Annotated in this window: 17 protein-coding genes; 5 read left to right on the forward strand and 12 right to left on the reverse strand. The window is 54.1% G+C overall.

What is annotated here, in order from left to right; all coding sequences use genetic code 11:
* From ADH66_RS15750 to ADH66_RS15765, 3 genes are all read right to left on the reverse strand, one after another.
* Window positions 1-1,338 carry a relaxase/mobilization nuclease domain-containing protein gene (locus ADH66_RS15750; protein ID WP_066538873.1) on the reverse strand — a complete coding sequence of 446 codons (1,338 nt, stop codon included), beginning with the start codon at window positions 1,336-1,338 and terminating at the stop codon, window positions 1-3.
* Between the two features lie 14 nt (window positions 1,339-1,352).
* Window positions 1,353-1,673: a plasmid mobilization protein gene (locus ADH66_RS15755; RefSeq protein ID WP_066538871.1), complete on the reverse strand. Its 321-nt coding sequence runs from the start codon at window positions 1,671-1,673 to the stop codon at window positions 1,353-1,355.
* 463 nt (window positions 1,674-2,136) lie between these two features.
* The gene (locus tag ADH66_RS15765; RefSeq protein ID WP_066538869.1) at window positions 2,137-3,102 is read right to left on the reverse strand and encodes an AAA family ATPase; all 966 of its coding nucleotides are present in this window, start codon (window positions 3,100-3,102) and stop codon (window positions 2,137-2,139) included.
* A 191-nt stretch (window positions 3,103-3,293) separates the two neighbouring features.
* Here ADH66_RS15765 and ADH66_RS15770 point away from each other — a divergent pair, with 191 nt between their 5' ends.
* Window positions 3,294-4,259: a DUF6076 domain-containing protein gene (locus ADH66_RS15770; RefSeq protein WP_066538867.1), complete on the forward strand. Its 966-nt coding sequence runs from the start codon at window positions 3,294-3,296 to the stop codon at window positions 4,257-4,259.
* 25 nt (window positions 4,260-4,284) lie between these two features.
* Here ADH66_RS15770 and ADH66_RS20710 read toward each other — a convergent pair whose 3' ends face one another.
* From ADH66_RS20710 to ADH66_RS15795, 5 genes are all read right to left on the reverse strand, one after another.
* Window positions 4,285-4,602: a DUF6809 family protein gene (locus ADH66_RS20710; RefSeq protein WP_066538865.1), complete on the reverse strand. Its 318-nt coding sequence runs from the start codon at window positions 4,600-4,602 to the stop codon at window positions 4,285-4,287.
* A gap of 126 nt (window positions 4,603-4,728) precedes the next feature.
* Entirely contained in the window at window positions 4,729-6,312 is a 1,584-nt protein-coding gene (locus ADH66_RS15780) for a carboxylesterase/lipase family protein (RefSeq protein WP_066538864.1), read from the reverse strand.
* Window positions 6,313-6,331: 19 nt separating this feature from the next.
* Window positions 6,332-7,969: a CocE/NonD family hydrolase gene (locus ADH66_RS15785; RefSeq protein WP_157767224.1), complete on the reverse strand. Its 1,638-nt coding sequence runs from the start codon at window positions 7,967-7,969 to the stop codon at window positions 6,332-6,334.
* A 12-nt stretch (window positions 7,970-7,981) separates the two neighbouring features.
* The gene (locus ADH66_RS15790; RefSeq protein WP_066538861.1) at window positions 7,982-9,346 is read right to left on the reverse strand and encodes a CitMHS family transporter; all 1,365 of its coding nucleotides are present in this window, start codon (window positions 9,344-9,346) and stop codon (window positions 7,982-7,984) included.
* 55 nt (window positions 9,347-9,401) lie between these two features.
* Window positions 9,402-10,232, reverse strand: coding sequence for an MBL fold metallo-hydrolase (locus ADH66_RS15795; RefSeq protein ID WP_066538859.1), 831 nt, complete (start codon window positions 10,230-10,232; stop codon window positions 9,402-9,404).
* A gap of 178 nt (window positions 10,233-10,410) precedes the next feature.
* Here ADH66_RS15795 and ADH66_RS15800 point away from each other — a divergent pair, with 178 nt between their 5' ends.
* Complete coding sequence (locus ADH66_RS15800; RefSeq protein WP_066538857.1) at window positions 10,411-11,961, forward strand: response regulator transcription factor; 1,551 nt, start codon at window positions 10,411-10,413, stop codon at window positions 11,959-11,961.
* A 318-nt stretch (window positions 11,962-12,279) separates the two neighbouring features.
* Here the strand turns inward: ADH66_RS15800 and ADH66_RS15805 are convergent, their stop codons facing one another.
* From ADH66_RS15805 to ADH66_RS15820, 4 genes are all read right to left on the reverse strand, one after another.
* On the reverse strand, window positions 12,280-13,089 hold the full coding sequence (locus tag ADH66_RS15805) for an alpha/beta hydrolase (RefSeq protein ID WP_066538856.1): 810 nt from the start codon (window positions 13,087-13,089) through the stop codon (window positions 12,280-12,282).
* Window positions 13,090-13,203: 114 nt separating this feature from the next.
* On the reverse strand, window positions 13,204-14,091 hold the full coding sequence (locus ADH66_RS15810; RefSeq protein ID WP_066538854.1) for a carbohydrate ABC transporter permease: 888 nt from the start codon (window positions 14,089-14,091) through the stop codon (window positions 13,204-13,206).
* Between the two features lie 13 nt (window positions 14,092-14,104).
* Window positions 14,105-15,031, reverse strand: coding sequence for an ABC transporter permease (locus tag ADH66_RS15815; protein ID WP_066538852.1), 927 nt, complete (start codon window positions 15,029-15,031; stop codon window positions 14,105-14,107).
* Between the two features lie 31 nt (window positions 15,032-15,062).
* Complete coding sequence (locus tag ADH66_RS15820; RefSeq protein ID WP_157767225.1) at window positions 15,063-16,643, reverse strand: ABC transporter substrate-binding protein; 1,581 nt, start codon at window positions 16,641-16,643, stop codon at window positions 15,063-15,065.
* Window positions 16,644-16,835: 192 nt separating this feature from the next.
* Between ADH66_RS15820 and ADH66_RS15825 the strand changes: the two genes are divergently transcribed.
* The 3 genes from ADH66_RS15825 to ADH66_RS15835 all read left to right on the forward strand — a co-directional run bounded on the left by ADH66_RS15825 (window position 16,836) and on the right by ADH66_RS15835 (window position 20,356).
* Window positions 16,836-18,530, forward strand: coding sequence for a sensor histidine kinase (locus ADH66_RS15825; RefSeq protein WP_066538848.1), 1,695 nt, complete (start codon window positions 16,836-16,838; stop codon window positions 18,528-18,530).
* Window positions 18,531-19,293: 763 nt separating this feature from the next.
* Complete coding sequence (locus tag ADH66_RS15830) at window positions 19,294-19,923, forward strand: AAA family ATPase (RefSeq protein ID WP_066538846.1); 630 nt, start codon at window positions 19,294-19,296, stop codon at window positions 19,921-19,923.
* Window positions 19,924-19,927: 4 nt separating this feature from the next.
* Window positions 19,928-20,356 carry a hypothetical protein gene (locus tag ADH66_RS15835; RefSeq protein ID WP_066538842.1) on the forward strand — a complete coding sequence of 143 codons (429 nt, stop codon included), beginning with the start codon at window positions 19,928-19,930 and terminating at the stop codon, window positions 20,354-20,356.
* Window positions 20,357-20,358: the final 2 nt, after the last annotated feature.

The following is a 20,358-nucleotide window of genomic DNA, read 5'->3' on the forward strand; positions in this document are numbered from 1 at the left end:
TTACATCTGCTGACCATGATTCTGGTCTTGCTCATCCGATTTTTGCCCCAAAGCACGTTTGCGCTGGCGCGGCTTTCGCATAGCCGTGCTGTCCTGCGGACGACGGTCGTCAATTATCCCGGCAATATCAGCGGAAAGATATGCGAGATCAATTCCAAAATCACCAGCGCCGCCGATGGGATTAGGGCTACCCAGAACAGTACCGTAGAAAATTTCTTCATCTGCTCCCCCTGCAAAGAGAGATTCCTCGAAAATTCTTCGCTCATTTTCCCAGCCTGTGACGATAGGCCCTTCGCAATCTCCGAGGCAGACCGTTCCATCTCCCGCTGGAAATTCTGTGTTGATGATTGCATTTCTGCTGCGTAATTCTCCAATTCCTGCACCCGCTGGTCGAGGTACTCCACCAACTCCGCCTTGGTTGCCAGCTGTGCCGCCGCTGTTTGAACCTCTATCAGCAGTTGGATTTGCGTCTGTTGCAACCCAAGCAGTGCTGTCCAATTCTTGTCCGTCACCGTAACGCAGGGCACCACTTCTGCCGCCGCTTTCGTCTGTCTGCGGGATTGTTCCTTCAATTCTTCCAAGGATTTCCTCTCGTAGTTTGAACTCGTACTCCATCATCTCCTTCAAAAATTTTGCGTCGTACAACTTGATATCCCGACATTTCATACCGCTGGGCGTGGCGTAAGTGATGCTCTTTCGCTCGTCCGTCCACTTGACCTTGTACCCCTTTCGCGCCAGCAACTTGATGAAATGCTCCCGGGATCGCGCCAGTACCATCGCATCCTCTATGGCAATCATCAGCTGCATTTTCCAACTCTGCCCTTTGTCCATGGAGCGGTACTCGCGGGCACCAAGCTGTTTGCTGTGCTTGGGAGGGTCGGGCGGCAGCACCGAGAACCCGTGCGCCAAGCAAATTTCATCGGACAATTTACGTATCTTTTTCAGCGTGGTCGGCCCCTGGCGAAGCATATAGCCGCTCTCATAGCACACAGAATTGACCACAAAGTGCGAGTGTATGTGGTCTGTGTCCATGTGAGTTGCGATTAAGATTTGGCTGTCAGGCCAAGCTCTTTCCGCAAACTCTTTCGCCAACTCGTGAGCCTGCTGGACGGTGATGGGCTCATCCGGTGCGAAGGATTGTGTGTAATGGTAGAACCAGACGGGGCTGTCCTTGCGGTAAGCGGCGCGGGTGGCACGGAACTCCTGGAAAGCAAACTGAGGAGAACAGTTTATTCCAGTGGCCCACTGACGTCCATCTGCATCCACAGTTTTGCGTTCCTGTAAAACATAACTGACCGCCCTGCCCAACGCTTTTACGGATTGCCGTTTATATGGCATAAATTCAACTACAGCTATTGGCGTACCTCCTTGTCTGCCAGAGCAAAGAATCGCTCATAAAGCTTGTTCATATCCTCATGTATTTGCTCCAAGTACACCGCATTGATCTGCCCCATGTGTGCCAGCATAGCAAGCTGATTGAGGTTGTTGCCGATAGCGTTCAGCTCCCGAGCCACCAGCTTTCCGTCCAGAATTACATTCAATTTGCCTCGCATTGCCGCCGCCCGGATGTAGTTGCTGGGTGTCATCATGGCACGGTCAGCTTGCTCCTTGATATGATGAAATTGTTCTTCAGTGAATCGCACTGTAAATGCCCTGTCTTTGTTTTTGCTCATTTGATCCCTCCAATCATAGTGGGTGCGGGCTACTGCCCGCTTAACGTGCCGTCCGACAACGTCGGACGAGTGCTCTGCTTGCCCTCCCCAAAGGGGAGGATCTTTGTAGGACACAATCGGCTGCGAATTCCAAGTTTAGGGCATTTGCAGAAAAGAAAAATATCTGCTCCACACTTCCTTGCACTCTCAGAATAGCCTCTGTGCGGCCACACACGGGCCTGCCCGGGTGGACTGCGGTTCCTACCCCACCCAGCCCTAAAAACCGCCACACGGGGCCGACACGGGCCGAATATGTGGCTGCTGTCGCTCTGCCTTGGTCGTGTCTGAATCCAAGGGTGCAAGAGTGCAAGGGTGCAGAGGATTCCAAAGTTTTTTGCAGGCGCACACATTATGTAGAGTTTAAAACGCACCGCTGACACAAGATAGAAGAGTGCAGCTAAAAACTTTTGCACCCTTGCCCCCTTCAACATGACAGTTTCCAATCCCATCTCTCCCCCTTCTTTACTGAATCAACTCCGAGGTTTTCTTTGGCAATTTTCAGCGTCCGCTTGGAGATACCGGCCTGCTTTGCCGCCTGGAACATTTCGCTGGCTGGTACAGAAACCCCGCCGTTCAACCTGTCCCTTATCAATTTTTCGGCCATGTCTACCTTTGAATCTGCCGGCCCACCGTTCAACAAATCCTCGGAAGTAATCTTTTCGTAGCCGTCTACCCAGCGCAGACTGCCGTCCTCAATGTTGAATGCAATCGATTTCCCCTCCGGAGCAAGAGATGATTTATCGTGGACAATGACGCGGATGCTCGGCTCTTTTTTCATTCTGCCTACCAACAGAACGCTCCGGGCTGCAGCGCGGAAGTCCATGGAGCCAAGACCACGGTAGGCACTGTTGGACCCGACTGCCTTGTTGAGGTGGCCAATCAGAACCACAGCACAGCCGGTTTGGTCGGCCGTGATGGTAAGCCGCTTGAGGACGTCACGTATCTCGTTGGCGCGGTTCATGTCCACATTCCGGCCCAGGTAACCCTGGAGCGGGTCCAGGATCATCAGATTGGCGTTAGTGGCCTTGACCGCCTGTCCAATTCGTTCATCCAGCAAAGAGAGAGAACGCTCTGCTTCATCAATGCAGAGGATGCGCTTAAGGTCAGCGCCTGTACTTTCAAGCCGGGGCTTGATGGTATCACCCAGGCCATCCTCCGCAGTCTGATAGAGGATGTTGATGGGCGAGCCAGGTTCCATGCCGGGCAGAGCTTGACCTTGGCTGCACATGGCTGCGATCCACAGAGCGAGAGTGGTCTTGCCTTCGCCGGGATTCCCTTGGATGATGGTCAGCTTGCCGTGTGGTATATAGGGATACCACAGCCACTGCACCTCCTGAGTTTCTACGTCGGACATTCGGATCAGATGAAGATCGTGTTTGTTTGGGGTCATAGAAGCCCTCCTTTCAGTTTTTCGCCCCACAAAAGTGGGAGCAGTATTCATTAATCCATTTTTGAGATTTCAATATGGCTTTTCTTTTTTCTGCCCATATGTTATAATACAAGAAAAAATCACGGTTTGAAATCGACAAGTGATTTTACCCAAAACTGGAAAAGTTTACTTGCAGACAAGGATGTATGCACATGAGAACCGATTGCGCTCTGTATGTTACCATCCTCCCTGATGGGAAAATGAAACGAGACCTTACCTCTGTGACCGGCAAGGTCTGTTTGGATGATGTTACTGTTGAAGACGAGATCATATCATTCTCTGAGTTGGCGTTTGGCCCCTACGCCGCAGTCGTTGACCTTCTGATTTATTCTGCATCAAACTTATCTGTGGACGGACATATTGAAGAAGTCAGCGTGGAGGAGTTTCAGTTCCTTGTAGATACCGCTAATGATTTGGTTCTTTCTCTTGAGGAGGAGCAGCCGTTGCAAGGGACTCTGACCCGGACTATGCTGGAGGATCAAGTGCCGGAAGATAATGGAATGGGATTATACATTTATCAAGCGGCAGACAAGATTATTTCGGTTCTTTGTGAGGCTATGGTACTCCAGATGAAGATCAATGAAATTCTAAGCGACATAAGGCAGGGGATTCCACTTGACATTAAGGAAAAACATAACTATTTGCAGATGCTGGAGCTCACACAGGTTTTTGAGTTTGGGGAAGGCTGGACTTCACGCTACCGCTTTCGTTCCCTGACAGAATACTACTATTTCTTGCTTGTGCATTTTATCCAGTGGAAACCAAATGTTGCCATGTGCGAGTGCTGTGGCCGCTATTTTATTCCGAAAACAAAAAAGAAGACCCTATACTGTGACAGAGTCCTGAAAGACGGAAAGAGCTGTAAAGAGCTGGCACCCTCTTTGAAACACAAGCTCAATGCGAAACGTCAGAAAGTAATTGAGGAATTTGACCGTGCCAAGCGCAGGATGTACAAGCGGTATGAGCGAACGGAGGATACCGGAGCAAAGCCCTCCAATAAGAATCTAAGCTATTCTGATTATTATGCTTGGCTGGCACAGGCCACTCTAGCCAGAGACAGCTACCTGGCTGGGAAAATGACTGAAGAGCATGCGCTGCAAATCATATGCGCTGAGTAGAGCGGACTGGTTATCGCATTAATTTTTACTCATCGATGAAAGGAATATCCAGTCCCTCCATGACTTCCAGCATAAACCATGCGCCTAAACGAAAGCCCAGCGTAAACAATTCGTATTCGTTCACGCCGGACAATTCGTCTTGGACGTTCTTGAATTCCTGAAACGCTGTCTGTTCTTCCTTAGAGAGTAAGCCGATGAGTTGCTGCTCGTTCTTTCCCACCGAGTTGAGCAACTTGTTTACCTTGCTGTTGGGAACGAAGTTTCGGTCTGTAGAGCGCATGTTACCGTACCAGACTTTTTCCGACTGTTGAGCCGATGGTGCAGGGTGACTCTCTCTGTCCAACTCTACTTTTTTAATTTGTGTATCTATGTGAATCTAACTGAATTGGATTTTTACAAAAGTAAGCCTCCGGGAAGATGATCCCGGAGGCTGCAAGTCCATCACGTATCGGAAAAATTCAAAATGTTCTCAGAACACCCAGGCGCTGCCGCTCTCCTCATCGTCGTCATCCTTGGCCTTGAACTCGAAGCGGAAAGGCGGTTTATACTCCTTGATCAGGGGCAGCAGCTCATCCTGCATATTTTTCTGGGTGTAGCACTGGTCGTCCAGAACCATGGTCACCATGTCGCCGCCCTCGCAGGCATCCCACTGGGGCAGGCCGGGGACGTTGGGGTCACCGGTGCGGGCGAAGTTGACAAAGCATGAGGACATCAGGCTGTCCAACTTTTCCCAGCCCTTCTGGTGGCAGATGGGGATGAAGGCACCGTTGTGGAAGAAATAGGGGATGTCAGCACAGTGCCAGGCGGCCGCTCCACCGTCGTAGTCGTAAATTTTGGCGAAGATGTAGTTATAGACGGGGGCGGAAGCCTCCTTCCCCTTCTTTTTCACATATTCCACGGTGAGCGGCAGGAACATACCGTCCAGGTCCACGGCGTAGACCTCGTTGGTGTTGGGGTAAGCCTTGCGGAAAGCGTCCAGGATTTTTTGGCCGCCCTCCTCGCCGTAATACTCTTTTACATACTTCTCCCTCTGCTCCGTGGTGAGCTGAGCCCGGTCGCCGTAGTCCTGGGGCATCCCGAACTCGGCGAACACAGTACCCACCAGGGTGGGGATGTTCAGGGAATGCTTGGTGAAGTCCCCCTCCAAGGGGTCGCACACATAGTAATCGTTGGGCATGGGGGTCCAGCCCACGCGCTTGCCCTGCTTCTGCAGGTCGGCGGAGGCCTGGTTGACCGCCCAGATAAACTGGGGCACCGGCACCTTTTCCAGCTTCTCCGCGTCCTGCTCCGGGATGTTCAGCTTGCCCAGGACGGCCAGCGCAAACTCCTTGGGGTCGCAGGTTCCATCTAAAAGCCCGCCGGGGATTACGCCGGACATGACAATCATCTTGTGGAACAGGCCCTCGGCCTCGGGGATCTGCCCCAGGACCGTGACCTTTCCGCCACCACCGGACTGCCCGAAAATGGTGACGTTATCCGGGTCGCCGCCGAAACAGGCGATGTTGTCCCGCACCCAGCGCAGGGCCTCTACAAGGTCGGCCATGCCCACATTGACGGAATTCTTGTACTTCTCACCAAACGCGGACATATCCATGTAGCCAAAAGCGTTCAGCCGGTGGTTGACGGACACCACCACCACGTCGTCCAGCTTGGCCAGGTTGAAGCCGTCATAGCAAACCTGCTCAATGGAGGACCCAGCAGCGTACCCGCCGCCATGAATCCAGAACATGACGGGCTTTTTCGCCGCGGGGTCGCAGCTGGAAGTCCAGACGTTCAGGTACTGGCAGTGCTCGGAGGAGGGCCAGAAACGGTGGGGAGTCTGCACCTCGCCGGTGGGCATGGGCTCGTTGAGCACCGGGCAGATCATGCCGTAGCTGCCCGCGTCCTTTACGCCTTCCCAGGGGGCAACCGGCTCCGGCATCTGGAAGCGCTTTGCTTTCGCGTAGCGGATGCCGTAGAAGTGGTCCACGCCATCGTAGTGGAAGCCTCTTAGCTTGCCTTTGGGCGTTTCCACGATGGGGGCGGTTTTTGTAACGTAAAACTCTTTTGCCATAGATATCGCTCCTTAATTTTTATTCTCCAACCGGCAGCACCGCCCGGGACGGGTAGCTCTCCCCGGTCAATATGGTCTGACAAGCTGTCTGAGTGGATTCCTGCTTCGCCCAGATACCCGGAAGATTTGGATGTATCGCGTACTGAGGGAAATCCGATGATGATATGTCCAGCCGCAGCCGGGAGCCTGACTGAATCTGATAAGCCGCCGCCCACATGGAGACAGTGATTTTCCGGACCTCGCCGGGAACATAGGGCGTTTCATAGGCCAGGGTAGCAATGGAGCCCCGGATGTTATATGCTTTCCCTTCGGAAGTGACCTCCATCAGCTTGGCGGTGAAAGCGGTGTCCTCCGCCGTGCTCTTTACAAATAGCTCTACCTTTGCCTCTCCCAGTAAAGTGACGCTCTGTTCCAGGGGCTCTGACAAGAAACTGACCACATCCGGCCGGTAGTCCGGTTCCGGCTGTTCCAGGCTGCCCACCTCCTGAAAGCTGGCAAAGAGGGACTCCGCGCCACGGGACATCACCGGGTTTTCCGGGTCGTATTGGTATGAAATCTCCCTGTCTGCCTCGGCCTTTCCTTCCAGCCGCTTGCGCCCAGCGTCCAGATAAAAGACCAGCTCTGTCTGGCCTGCCGGGATATCGCTCCAACTGCGCCAGGCGTCTTCCCCGATCACATACCAGTCAACCCGCCGGGCCGGAGATTTCTTTTCCAGCAAGGTTTCCCCAAACCAGTCCAGCACCTGATGTACCTCGTCGTTCTCTAAATGCTCCTGAACCTTCCCCTGGGCGCAGGGCTGGAAACCATGGTTCCAACACCCGATGACCAGGCGGCTGTGCGCGGCGGCTTCCAGGGAGAGATTTTTGAAGGATTCCAAAGCGCTGCCGAGATGGTGGTCGTACCATCCCTCCACAATGCAGACGGGCACCTTCAGTTTGCGGGGCGCGTCGGACATAAACTTCCAAAAGCCTTCTTTCCAGTAAGGGTCGCTGCCATGGGTGTTGGTCACCCACTCCCGGTACCATGGCAGTTCGCCGCCCCACAGAGCCTTGTCCACCTCGACATGGGGACGGTAGCGGCAGGACTTCAGATAGTCCGCCTTTATCTCCCGCCCGGCGTTCCCCATGGCCCAGGCGGTGAGGATGTCATGCCGGAACAGCCCGCTTTGATATGCGGAGGTGAAGCGCTCGGTGCCATAGTGTGACAGGAGCATGGACTTCACCTTGGCAGGCAGCGCCCCGGTGATGGCCCAGCCCGTTGACGCCAGGTAGGAGCAGCCCCAGTAGCCGATGCTCTCTACCCAGTTCAGGCCGTCCGCCCAGCGGATGAAATCCGCGCCATCGGAGGGCTCGTTGATGTTTGGCTCCCACTGGCCTTCCGAACCGCCGGTGCCCCGGCAATACTGGCAGATATAGGCATAGCCCCGCCTGGCAAGCTCCTGCCCGTGGACACGGTACATTTCGTGGGCCATGGGGTAGCAGCTGCGCTGCACAATGGTGGGCCAAGACCTGCCGCCCACAGGCCGGAACCAGAATACCCTCAGCCTGACGCCGTCCTTACATGGCACCCACTCCTCGCCTTCCTCTATATCAGTGTAACGTACCGGCACGCCGGAAGATTTATAGCTATTTATGACCGCTCGCAGTCTGTCATCCAAGTTGATTCCTCCTTATAAGCTCACCCCGCCGGTCAGCACGGCCACGAGCAGCATAATGATAGTCAGCGCAAAAGCGAAGGGGATGGTTTTCTTTTGATGCTCCCCCAGCTCCACCCCGCTGAGCCCCACCAGCAAAAAGGTGGCCGGGGACAGGGGCGAGACGGGGAAACCGGTAGTCATCTGGCCCAGGATCGCCGCCCGGCCTACCGCGCCGGGGTCTATTCCGAAACCCTTGGCCGTCTCAGCCAGGATGGGCAGCACGCCGTAGTAGAAGGAGTCCGGGTCAAACAGCAGGGAGGCGGGCATGGAAATCGCACCAGTGATTAGGGGGAAGAACCGCCCCAGGGAATCCGGCATCACCGAAACCAGGCTCTTTGCCATGGCATCGATCATTCCTGAACCCTTCATAATCCCGCAGAAGCATCCGGCGGCGAACAGCACCGAGCACATCATAATGGCGCTTTGGGCGTGAGCATCTACCCGGGCCTTGGACTGCTCCACATTCGGATAATTGATGACAGTGGCCAGAACGTAGAACACCATGAAGATCACAGCAGGCGCAAAGCCAGAGAACAGCAGGCAAACAATAGCCAGAACGATCAGGCTGATGTTGACCCAAAACAGCTTGGGCCTCAGCAGATCCTGTTCCTCCTCGCTCAGCTGGGCTGACTGGTATTCCCTGCCTGCCAGAGCCACGCTCCCAATCCGGGATTTCTCCCGGAAGCCCAAAAGCGCGGAAAAGGCCAGCACAGACACCAGCCCCACCACCACTGCGGGCAGAACCGGCAGAAAGAACCCCACCGGGTCATTGCCCGCCCCCAGGGCGCTGGCCGCCCGGATGGTGGGCCCGCCCCAGGGCAGGATGTTCATGGTGCCCGCGGCCATGGCGACGGTGGCGGCTAAGGTGGTCCTCTTCATGCCGATGGCGTCGTAAAGGGGGACCAGCGGCGGCACACAGATCAAGAAGGTCACCGCGCCGGAGCCGTCCAGGTGAACGCACATGGCCAGAAGCGCCGTCCCCAGGGTGATCAGCACCGGGTCCGAGCCCATGCGCTTGATGATACCCTCAATGATGGGCTGGAAGGTCCCCGCGTCGGTCAGTATGCCGAAAAACAGGATGGAAAACAGGAACATCACACCTGTCGCCGCCACAGAGCCGATTCCGCTGGCCCCGGTGACCATCCCGCTGATGCTTTGGACGTTCGCCCAAAAGTCAACCTGGCCGGAGGCGTTTTCCGGGTCGGTGACCATAAAGCCGCAGGCGATCAGCCCTGTTACCAGGGGGACTGAGATCAGTGCGACGGTGGGGGTAAGCTTTTTTGCAAGGATAAGGACGAGCATCAGTACGACCGTCAAAAAGCCTAGAAACGCAAGCATAAGGTCAGCCTCCTCTATACGGAAACGGCCCCGAAGCGAGGCCGCGATGATTCGCTCATTCTTTTACGTAGATAAAGGACGCCCCGCCGTATTGCGCGCGCTCCAACTCACCCTTTTCGGCGAAGGGGGAGCCCTCCACGCTGGGGGCCCAGCCGAAGCCCGCCAGGTTGGGCATGATCTGAGCGTCCCCCGACAGGATGTGCTCAGACAAAGCGATGTAATCGTCTATGTAGCTTTTGTACAGCTGGGGGCCGTTGTGGGCGGGATAGATGGTGTCGAACTCGTCCCAATGGGCCTTGAGCTTCTTCATGTTGTTCAGATGGTTGGTTACCACTTCCCGCAGCGGCAGAAGATGATTCCGCACAAACAGCAGCACCTGTCCGGCCTCCAGCTCGTCGCCGGAATACAGCGCCCGGTTGGAGCGGTCCAGCAAGGCGATGCTGCTCTCGTGGTGGGCGGGGATTTCAATGACCTCAAGCTGCCTGCCGCCCAGGTCGAAGATATGGCCCTCCCGCACGGTATGGACGGTATAATCCGGGTAAGGCTTCTTGTTGAAATCCTCCTGCATTTCCGGGCTGAAAGCTACCTTCATGCTCTCTTCAGCGCCGGGGCCCGCCCAGACCTCCGGCCACCAGGGGTTGCCGCCGGTGTGGTCGAAATGGCCGTGGGAGTTGACCACCATGACCGGCTTGTCGGTGATGCCCTCCACAAACGCGCGCAGGTTGCCGATGCCATAGGCTGTGTCGAACAGCAGCGCTTTCTCCTCTCCGATGATCAGGTAGCAGTACACCCCGCCGCCAAAGCTGATAGTCCAGGTGTTGGGCGAGGTCATCCACTTGCCGTAGATCATGCCCCGTTCGTTCATGTTTTCGTTTTTCAGTTCCATTGATTTGACCTCCCAAGCTCGGTTTTCTACAATTATACCAAACCCCCGGTAAAAATGCTAGCAATAAACAGACAAAAAATGTTAAAAGCAAGAGGTAATTTCCGTGCGTGCCTCCAAGTGGAGTTTGCTTTTTGCCGTTCTTTGTGCTAAACTTATCATGAAGTGAGGTGAATGGGCAATGAACATTTTATTGGTGGACGATGACCTGGATGTGATAGAGGGAATCATGGACGGTGTGGACTGGGAAGGGCTGGGCTTCCGGCAGGTGTATCTGGCCCAGAGCGCGAAAAGAGCCAGGGAGATTCTTCAGGAACAGGATGTCTCCGTATTGCTGACCGATATCGAGATGCCGGGCGGCAGCGGGCTGGAACTGCTGGAGTGGGTGCGGGACAATCAGCTGGACGTGGTCACGTTGTTTTACACCAGCTTTGCCAGCTTCAACTATGCCCAAAAAGCGTTGGAGCTGCACAGCTTTGCCTACTTCCTCAAGCCCATCGCCTATCCGGAGCTGCAGGGGCATTTGTTCCGGGCCAGAGACGAGGCCCTGCGGCTGCGCAGCCTGAAACGCCCCGAAAGCGACCCCAAGGCAGGATTGCGGGATCGCAAGGAGAGGTTTTGGAAGAAGCTCCTGCTGAACGAAATCCCCAAGTCCGTGGAACATGCGGGGGATTCCGTCAGCTATGAGCCCCAAGCGCGGTTCATGCTCTGCGTCTGCATCCTGGGCGATTCCTCCGAGCAGATCAGCAGCTGGAAAAAGTATGCGGCCTTGAACGTCCTGGAGGAGATGGCGGAGGACCTGAGCCTGGCCGTCGAGGCGCTTTTCACTTTGCCGGGCGGGGAAGTCTGCATCATAATCCGGGAAGGGGACGAAGGGAGCGAGACGCGTTTGCTCAAGCTTCATCAGGAGCTGAGTTCCTTTGTGAAGAAGTATCTGTCGGGCTGGGTCAACCTGTACTACGCCCTGGGGACAGGCGTCCAGGACGCGCCCCAAGCATACGCCCAGGTCCGGGTCTGTGCGGACGACGATGTGTCCAGAAAAGGGGGCGCCTGTGCGGCCAGGGACTATCAGCAGAATTCTTTTCCTTATGATGGGGAAAAGGTGCGGGAATGGGGCAGCGCCCTCTCTTCCGGTCAGACGGCCCAGGTGCAAAAGGATATCTGTGCCTATCTGGATCAGCTTTCCGCTCAGGGGAAACTGAACATGCCCTTTATCAAATATATGCGCATTGACCTGATGCAGACCATTCACACCCTGCTCAAGCAAAAACAGATTTCCGCCCATGACCTGTTTTCCGATGAGCGCTTCGATTCCCTGCGGGCAAGCTCCCTGCAATCGGTGGAGCATATGAAACGCTACCTATGCTACGTGGTAGAGACCGCCGGGGAATATATGGAGTACATCCGGGAATCCGGCTCGGTGGTGAGCAAGATGAAGGACTATATCGGCGAGCATTATAGCGAGGATGTAACCCGGGCCGTCCTGTCCAAAGTGTTCTACCTGAACCCCGACTATCTCTCCCGGGTTTTCAAGAAAAAGACGGGCGTTTCCATCGGCGGCTACCTCCAGGAGGTTCGTATGTGCCAGGCAAAAGAACTCCTCGCCCATACCGACACCCCCGTCAACGAGGTGGCCATGCAGGTGGGCTACGACAATATCTCCTACTTCTCCCATGTGTTCAAGGAGAAAACCGGCCTCACCCCCATCGAGTACCGGCGCAAGAACCGCTGAGAGCGTGGGCATCCGGCGGCTTAGGGGCTCCGCCCCTAAGAACCCCGCCACTTTTGAAAAAGTGGACAAAACTTTTACCTCGAACCTTTTTCGGGACAAACCGTAGGGCTCACGCGCGACAGTAAGGCTCTGCAAATGGAAAAAATCAGGTGCATCCAAAGAAAAGACCGGGCTCCTCAAGAGGGCCCGGTCCCATTATTATCCCAAAAGTGAATGAATTTGGCGGGTCCAGCGCCGCGAGAGTTACTTGCAACTCTTGCGCGCATGGCGAGGAATTTGGGGGCGAGAAGCTCCCAAGGTCTTGCCGGAGGCCAAAAGTTAGATTTGCCGCTTGCCGGCCTGGGCATAGCAGTCGGTACGGGGCAGCCAATCCAGGAACTTCTCGATCTCCAGGTTCCAGAACCGCCACTCGTGGCCGTAATCTGGATGCTCGTCCCAGGTCACGTCCGCGCCCAGGCCGACCAGTTTATCCCGGAAGTCCTGGTTGGCCTTATAGAGGAAGTCCTTGGCCCCGCAGGCAACGTACGCCTTGGGGAAGGTTTTCCCATCTGCGGCCAGCTTCTCGGCCAGGGAGGCGGGATCGATAGAGGGGTCTACCTCCGCCTGGCCGCTTGCGGCGGCCATAGCGTCAGCAACCAGCAGGGCCGGGTTCAACTGCACAGCCGCGGAGAATGCGCCGAGGGCCTTGAAGCGCTCCGGATGGGTCAGCGCGTGGACCAGGGTGCCGTAGCCGCCCATGGAAAGCCCGGCGATGTAGGTGTGCTCCGGCTCCCGGGCGATGGGGAACATACCGCCCACAAAGTCGGGGAGCTCCTCGGAGACGAAAGTGAAGAAATCATCGCCGCCCAGCTTCACGTAGCTCTTATTCTCAGCGGACAGATTCACGATGGCAATCTGCCGCTCCTCGGCGAACAGCTCCACATTGGTGTAGCCGGTCCAGGTGGCGTGGTTGTTGCCCATACCGTGGAGCAGGTAGAGCACGGGGTACTTCTCCTTGGGGGTGTGGCTGGGCTTGCCGCCGCCGTTCATGCCCATGGAATCGGGGATGGTGGGGCTGGGGATGACCACGGTGATGTCCACGGTACGCTTTAAGGTGTAGGAGATGAAATTGCAGGTAAACTTGGCCATGATAAACACATTCCTTTCTTTGCTTGAATCAGTGTGCCCCATATAGCGCTGGCCCGGGGATAGACTGTCCCGGGCCAGGCAGGGGGTGAGAATATTTTGTGAGCTTAGTAGGCTTTAGCCCTTCACAGCCCCCAGCATAATGCCGCTGGCAAAGTATTTTTGCAGGAAAGGGTACACCACCAAAATGGGCAAAATAGCCACAAATGCGATGGCCATGCGGATGGACACCTGAGGGATCTGCATCAGTGAACCGGAATTGGCCGTAGACTGCGCCGCCAGAGCCTGGATATCCTGAATCATGCGGTTCAACAGGGTCTGGATGCTGAACATGTTGGACTTGTTGATGTAGTACAGGCCGTTGGTCCAGTCGTTCCAGTATGACAGGCCGGTAAACAGGCCAATGGTCACCAAGATGGGTTTGCCCAAGGGAAGGACAATTTTCCAGTAAATTGTCATATAGCCCGCACCGTCTATCTTTGCCGCTTCGTAAATATCCGCCGGTATGCTGGTAGCAAAAAAGGTGCGCACCAGGATGATGTTGAACGCGCCCAGCAGGAAGTTGGGGAAGATGTAGGCCCAGATGGTATTACGGATACCGAAGGTGGTGGTCCACATGATATAGGACGGCACCAGGCCCCCAGAGAACAGCATGGTAAAAAACACATAGAAGGTAATGATCCGCCGCCCGGGCAGGTCCTTTAGGGACAGAGGAAAGGCCATCAAGGAAGAGAGGATAATGCTTAGGGACGTGCCGATTATGGTGGCCAGCACCGTGATTCCATAAGCCCGGAATACGGTGGCGGAGTTTTGCAGAATGTACTGGTAAGCCCCTGTGCTGAGTTTGGCTGGGAAGAAAGAGTAGCCGTTTGCCACCAGGGTGTTCTCGTCTGTGATGGATGACATGAACAGCAGCACAAGAGGCAGTATCATGCACAGCGAGACCAGCAGCAGGATAATGTTTATCACTATCTGATAGGCCTTACGGCCCTTTGACATGATCATGATGTTTGCCTCCTTAGAAAATCGCGTTTTCGGCGCTGGCCTTACGCACCACAAGGTTCGATACCATTACCAGCGTGAACCCTACCACAGACTGCAGGAGGCCCGCCGCAGAGGACCGCCCGATGCCGCCGGTGCTCATCAGCGCCCGGTAGACGTAGGTGTCGATGGTGTTGGTCACAGAGTAGAGCGAGCCGGAGTTTTGCGGCACCTGGTAGAACAGGCCGAAGTCCGAGTAGAAGATGCGCCCGATATTCATGATAAGAAGGGTAATGATGGACGGCACCAGGCAGGGCAGGGTAATTTGGGTGATCTGCTGCCACTTGCTGGCTCCGTCCAACTCCGCCGCCTCATAGAAGCTCTGGTCGATACCGGCAATGGCCGCAATGTAAATCAGTGTGCCGTAGCCCACGCCCTTCCAGCAGTTGGTGATAATGAGGATCAGCGGCCACCAGGTGGTGTCATTGTACCACTGCACGGGATCTAAACCCAGCAGGGGCAGAAGGGTTTTATTGAACATACCGTTCTCATGGCTCAAAAGGGCGAACACAATGTAGCTGACCACCACGATGGAGATTAAAAACGGCAGTAAAATTGAACTTTGGTACAGCTTCTTCATGCGGTTGTTGACCACATCTGAAATAAAGATGGCCAGAATGATACCCACAACCATGTTCACAATGATAAAGGCCACATTGTACAGCAGGGTGTTGCGGACGATAATGGCCGCCTCGTTGGTGCCGAACAGAAACTCGAAGTTCTTCAGACCTGCCCAAGGGCTGCCATAAATACCGTCGTTCACATTGTAGGTCTTAAAAGCCACCACAATGCCGGTCATAGGAATATAATTGTTGATAAACAGGTAGACCGCACCGGGCAACAACATCAGGTACAGGGGGATATACTGCTTAAACCGGGCCAAGGTTAGTTTCTTTTTGTCCATATCCGTCCTCCTCGGTTTCCCTCAAGAGGGGTTATTGTTTCTCCAGCCATTCGTTGAACTGCTTCTGCTTCTCATCCATGACAGTCTGCAGGCCGGCGGCATACAAGGCGTCGTTGAATTCCTTTATTTTAGCGTCCAGATCATCCACCACGCCAAAGGCCAGATCCTTGCGGTACTGTTCCACCACGGAATTCAGCTGCGCTTCTTCATTGGCAACGGGAGTGGAATCAAAGGTAAAGCCATACGCTTTGGAGGTGGTGATGCCCTCGTTATATACATCGTACTGCTCCCAGATATCGGTGGGGTTGCCCGCCCAGGGGTGTCCGGCAAACTGGTTGGGATATACAAAGCCAAAGTCATTGTGGTAACCCACGCTGGTAGCATCTACGCCATCGGGATAGGATGCCAGCCCATCATCAGTCAGGACCCAATCCTCGCCCTCGATGCCCCAGTTGATCAGGTCGTTGAATTCCTGACTGGTATAGGTCCAATTCAGGAACTGGGCGGCTTTCTGAGGATCCTCGGCGGCGTTTGCCACCGCAAAGAGCATGGAGTTGACGGCGTTGGTGTTCTTCATGGCCTCGCCCATCTGAATAACGGAAACCTCATACCCAGTCTGCGCCAGCTTTTCAATATCGGTGTTCGGCTTTACATTGGTGATGAAAGAGAAACAGTTGCCGGCCTTCAATTTGGTTTCACCGCCATCCTGATTCACCGCGATATCTTGGGAAAGGTACCCCGCTTTAAACCATTCCTGGGCGATCTCGCAAAAGGTGCGCCACTGCTCGCCCTCGAACCAGTTGGTGATTTCCGTAGTCTGGCCGTAGTTTTCCAGCACACCGAAGTTGCTGCCCATGTTGTCCATATAGCTCAGGTCCTGCGTGCCCATGATAGAGGTTCCGTCCAAGCAGATCATGTCAGGATGCTTTTCCTTCACCTTGGCAAACATATCGCCAATCTGATCAAAGCTGCTATAGTCATCGGTGGTGATATTGAAGTCCTCCACCTTGTATCCCAGTTCCTCAAAGATGTCTTTGCGCACCACCAGGCCAGCGGGATAGCCACGCTCCTTCATCTGGCCCAAGCCAATGAAGAAATCGCCTAAGTAGCCGCAATCAAAGTCGCTACCCAAAACCTCTTTGGCCCCCTGCAGGTCATCCAGATACGGAGCCAGGTTCACCACATATTGAGATTCAATATAAGTAGAAAAGTTACTAGAGAACGCCGGAAAGATATCCAACGGCTCACCAGCTGCTAGCATCATAGAAAGCTGAGAGTTCAGGGTACCGAAAGTCATCGGGATCATATTGACTTTCATATTCAGCTCTTTCTCCGCCAGCGCGGCAACAGCCTCGTTGACTTTGTTCTGGTTGGTGCCCTCCTGGGCCACCAGGTACATGTAGTTGACCTCGTACCCGCCGCCATCCACCTTGCCGGTGCTTTCGGCCTCGCCCTCGGAGCTTTCGCCGCCAGTACTTTCTGTCTGGTTACTCTCGTCGGAGCTGTTTTCTGCCTGACTGGAACTGCCCTTTCCGTCCCCGCCGCAGGCCGCGAACAAGGACACAACCAGCGCCAGAGCCAACAACAGGCTGATGATCTTTTTTGCTTTCATGTTTGATTCCTCCATATTCTGGCGCTTTGCGCGCCGTTTGTTTTGCACCCTAAGCATACCAAAAATCCCTTGGGTAATAACATAAGAAAATGGTAGACAAATTATCAAAAATCAGACATTTTGCCATTTGCCCCTCGAAACCTGTTTTTTCCCCTTGTATAATGGAGAAAATAGCGCAAGGGAGGGAGTTGTATGAGCACAAAGAGCAAGCTGCCAGGGCCAGCGCTACGGAAAATCATGCTCTGGCTCCTGGTGCTGTTTCTGCTGATTTTGGCGGCGGGGGTAGCGGCCCTGACGGCTGTCGGCCGGGAATCCAGGGAGTCGGAGTGGGAGCGCTCCTGCCAGGCCATTGAGGAGCGCTTGAAAAGCCTGGACAATTCCCTTTCCAGTCTCAACCTGTACCTGGCCGACCTGATGCTTACCAGCACGGATGTCCAGGACATCCTCACCCAGCAGGACAGCCAAAAACGCAATGCCGCCGCCCGCCAGCTCCAGGCAAACCTGGTGGCGCATGGGGAACTGATCCCTGGTTATTACAACTTTTTCTTTTACGATTCGCAAAGTGGTGTGGAGGTGTTCTGCTACGACAGCGTTTCCGACTACAACGCTTGCACCCGCCTGCGCGGCTGGATCCGGGAGCAAGCCCAGGCGGGCGCAAAGATTTCCTCTAATTTCCTTTGGGAGCCTGTATCCGCGGGGAAGGAGGCCTACCTGCTCCAGTGCAACCAGCTGGGCAGTGCCATGATCGCCTGCTGGACACCCTGCAACTTGGCTTTTTCCTTCCTCTCCGGGACGGTCCCTTCCGAGGAAAGCTTTTATACGGTGCTGGACAAGGATGGGACTCTAGTCTTCCCCAAGGAGAGCGAGGAGATCTTTATGTCCGGAGAGCGGGACAAGTGGGGGAGCTATTCCCGGGAGTTCACCATGCGCTATGGGGATCTGACCCTGCTGGTAGTGGACCGCCCCAGCGGCTACCAGGAGATGCTGATGCTGTTTACCATCTTCTTCCTGGTGACCCTGGGTATTGTGGCGGGGTTTGCCGTATATACCCTCACCTACTTCCAGCGGTATATCCAGCAGCCCTTCCAGCGCCTGCAGGACCATGTGAACGACTTCGCCTCCACAAGAAAAGAGGCGAAACGCAAGGGCTTCGCCGAACTCAACATGGCTATGGCAGCCTTTGATTCCCTGGTGGACCAGCTGAACGAATTGAAAATCGAGCAGTATGAGGAAAAGATTTATCTGGCAAAAACCCAGCTGGAATTTTTCCAACTGCAAATCAAGCCCCACTTCTTTGTAAATGCTTTCAGCATCCTGCATGGCATGGCGCAGAAGAAAGAGTATGCCCGGATCCAGCAGTTCTGCATCACGCTGTCCGATTATGTGCGGTACCTGTTCCGGGATGGACTCAGCATGGTGTCCCTGGAGGACGAGCTAAAGGTGGTCAGGGATTACCTGGATATCCAGAACATCCGCTACCGCGCCCAGAGCGCTTTGGGTGAAGATATCCCTCCGGAGCTTCTCTCGGTCAACATCCCGCCCCTCCTGCTGCTCACTTTCGTGGAGAACGCGGTGAAACACTCAGTGGAGGACCTGTCCATGCTGGCCATTTTTATCCAGGCCCAGCCGGTCCACCAGGAAGACGGGGATTCCATCCGGCTCACCGTGTCGGGGAACTGCTCGGGCTTTTCCCAGGAGGACCTGGCGGAACTGAACGCGCCTGAGCAGAATCTGCCCAGTAGCGATGGCCTGCATGTGGGCGTGGAGAATGTGCGTAAGCGGCTGTCGCTCATGTACGGGGTGGAGTTCCAGCTGCACTTCTCCAATCGGGGCGAAAGCTCAGTGGTAGAGATTGTGATTCCAAACCGTCCTGATCTTCATTCATAAGGGCCAATGGAAAAGGAGTTGGAATGAACCCGGTTGTTTCCCGAATAATTGGACGTTGGAACGCTAAAAAGGCCGGACGGGTAACGGAAAACGCTATTGCATTTACTCTCATGGCAGCTACACTTAAATATGGTTATGTTTGACCTTTGGGGCGCAAGCCCGTCTTCATATTGCACCGCCTGAGCAGTTTAGTGTGCCTACTGTCCCGTGGGTTTGCTTTTCGTTGAGATGGTTACGACCGTTTTAAAACTTTTCTGAAAATATTTAGGCAATACCGCACAAAGACCGCCCTGCGGGCTTTGTGCGGTATTGCCTTTATCTTTACACCCTGATCTTCTGGGTGTTCGCTTTGCGAACTCGTTAACACGACACTGCCGCAAAACCTTTCGAAAGGCCAGAAAAATTTTGTCGTTGCATATTGGGAATCTGCATGGTATAATACTACAATAATAGTAAAACGGTGGTGTTACAGGGCTCGATTCCCGGGACGTTCTTTGGCTTGACTACTGTTTGACTACTATTTTGAAAAATCAATAAAATGGCCGGGGACCCGGCCATTTCTAGGGCTCCCGGCCCCGGGACAAAAAGTAACTTTTTTGTGCGCTCTGGACAAAACCCAGCATTTTCGGGCTTTTCCCATTGACGGCCTGATAACTCCGACTCTGAGGGCCGCTGGTTCGAATCCAGTCAAGCGCGCCAGAGAGCGGAAAAGTTCAGTGTGAACTTTTCCGCTTTTTTCAAATTATCTGGCATGAGGTGTGCTATGAAAAATATAATTATTGTCGGACCGTCCAGGGCCGGGAAGACAACTTTGGCAAAACGACTCCACGAAAAATTCAATTATTTTGTCATCAGCCTTGATAAGCTGGTCGCTACATTCCAAGCGGCATATCCCCAGCTTGACATTCGGCTCAACTGGAATAGGGATAAGACAACGGAAAATGTAGCGCCGTTTATTGGGCATTTCCTGGGGCTATTTTCCTCAGATGACGGAATCAAAGATGACTTGAACCTCCGCGCACATCATGTTGAAGGGAATCATTTTGTGCTGGAAGGCGGGTACTTTGATTTTGAGAAAATCACCTCTATCCTGAAAGAATATGGGGTGAATGAATTGAAAGACCGCTTTATTTTGATTGGATTAGTGCAGGGCCAAAAGACGGTTGATGAGTATGTAAGCGACTTCAAAAAGTACGACACAGAAGACGATTGGACATACAATTTGTGCGAGGACGAATTGAGAGATTATGTTACCCAAGACGCTATTCCATTTAACCGGGTCATGATGGATCATCTGGCAAAATATAGATTCACAATTTACGATACATCGTCAGAGCGAGATCGTGTTCTCGATAAGATTATTGAAGATATTATGATTGCTAATAGGAGTTGATCTCATGAAAATTGATAAGTTTTCCTACCACTTAGGCGCTGCCGATTGCTTTTGCGAGATGGTTCGCGCGGGTGTGAAACGTATCGCGCTGTCACATCCTTGTGATACCAAAGATGAGCGTGATAGCTTTCTGCCGGAGTTTGATAAGCTGTGCAAGAAATACGGCGTTCGTTACTATGCGGAGGATGAGGCACTTTTAACCGACCTCTTTTCTCTGTCGCTGAATCAGGGCAAGTTCAACGTGATTTTTTATCAGGATGAATCGGCCTTGCAGGAATATCTTGCTCTAAAAGCAGAGAAAGAAAAGGCAATCGCGGCGGGTAATTACGATGATTGCCGCAAGGATATTGCTCGGCGGTACGGCAAATTGCTCTCGTATACGGACGAGGGTATCCAGCGTTTGCTGGACGCAAATAGCGAGATTGAGGTATAAAT

Origin of the sequence: Acutalibacter muris (assembly GCF_002201475.1) — a bacterium.
GTDB classification, from domain to species: Bacteria; Bacillota; Clostridia; order Oscillospirales; family Acutalibacteraceae; genus Acutalibacter; species Acutalibacter muris.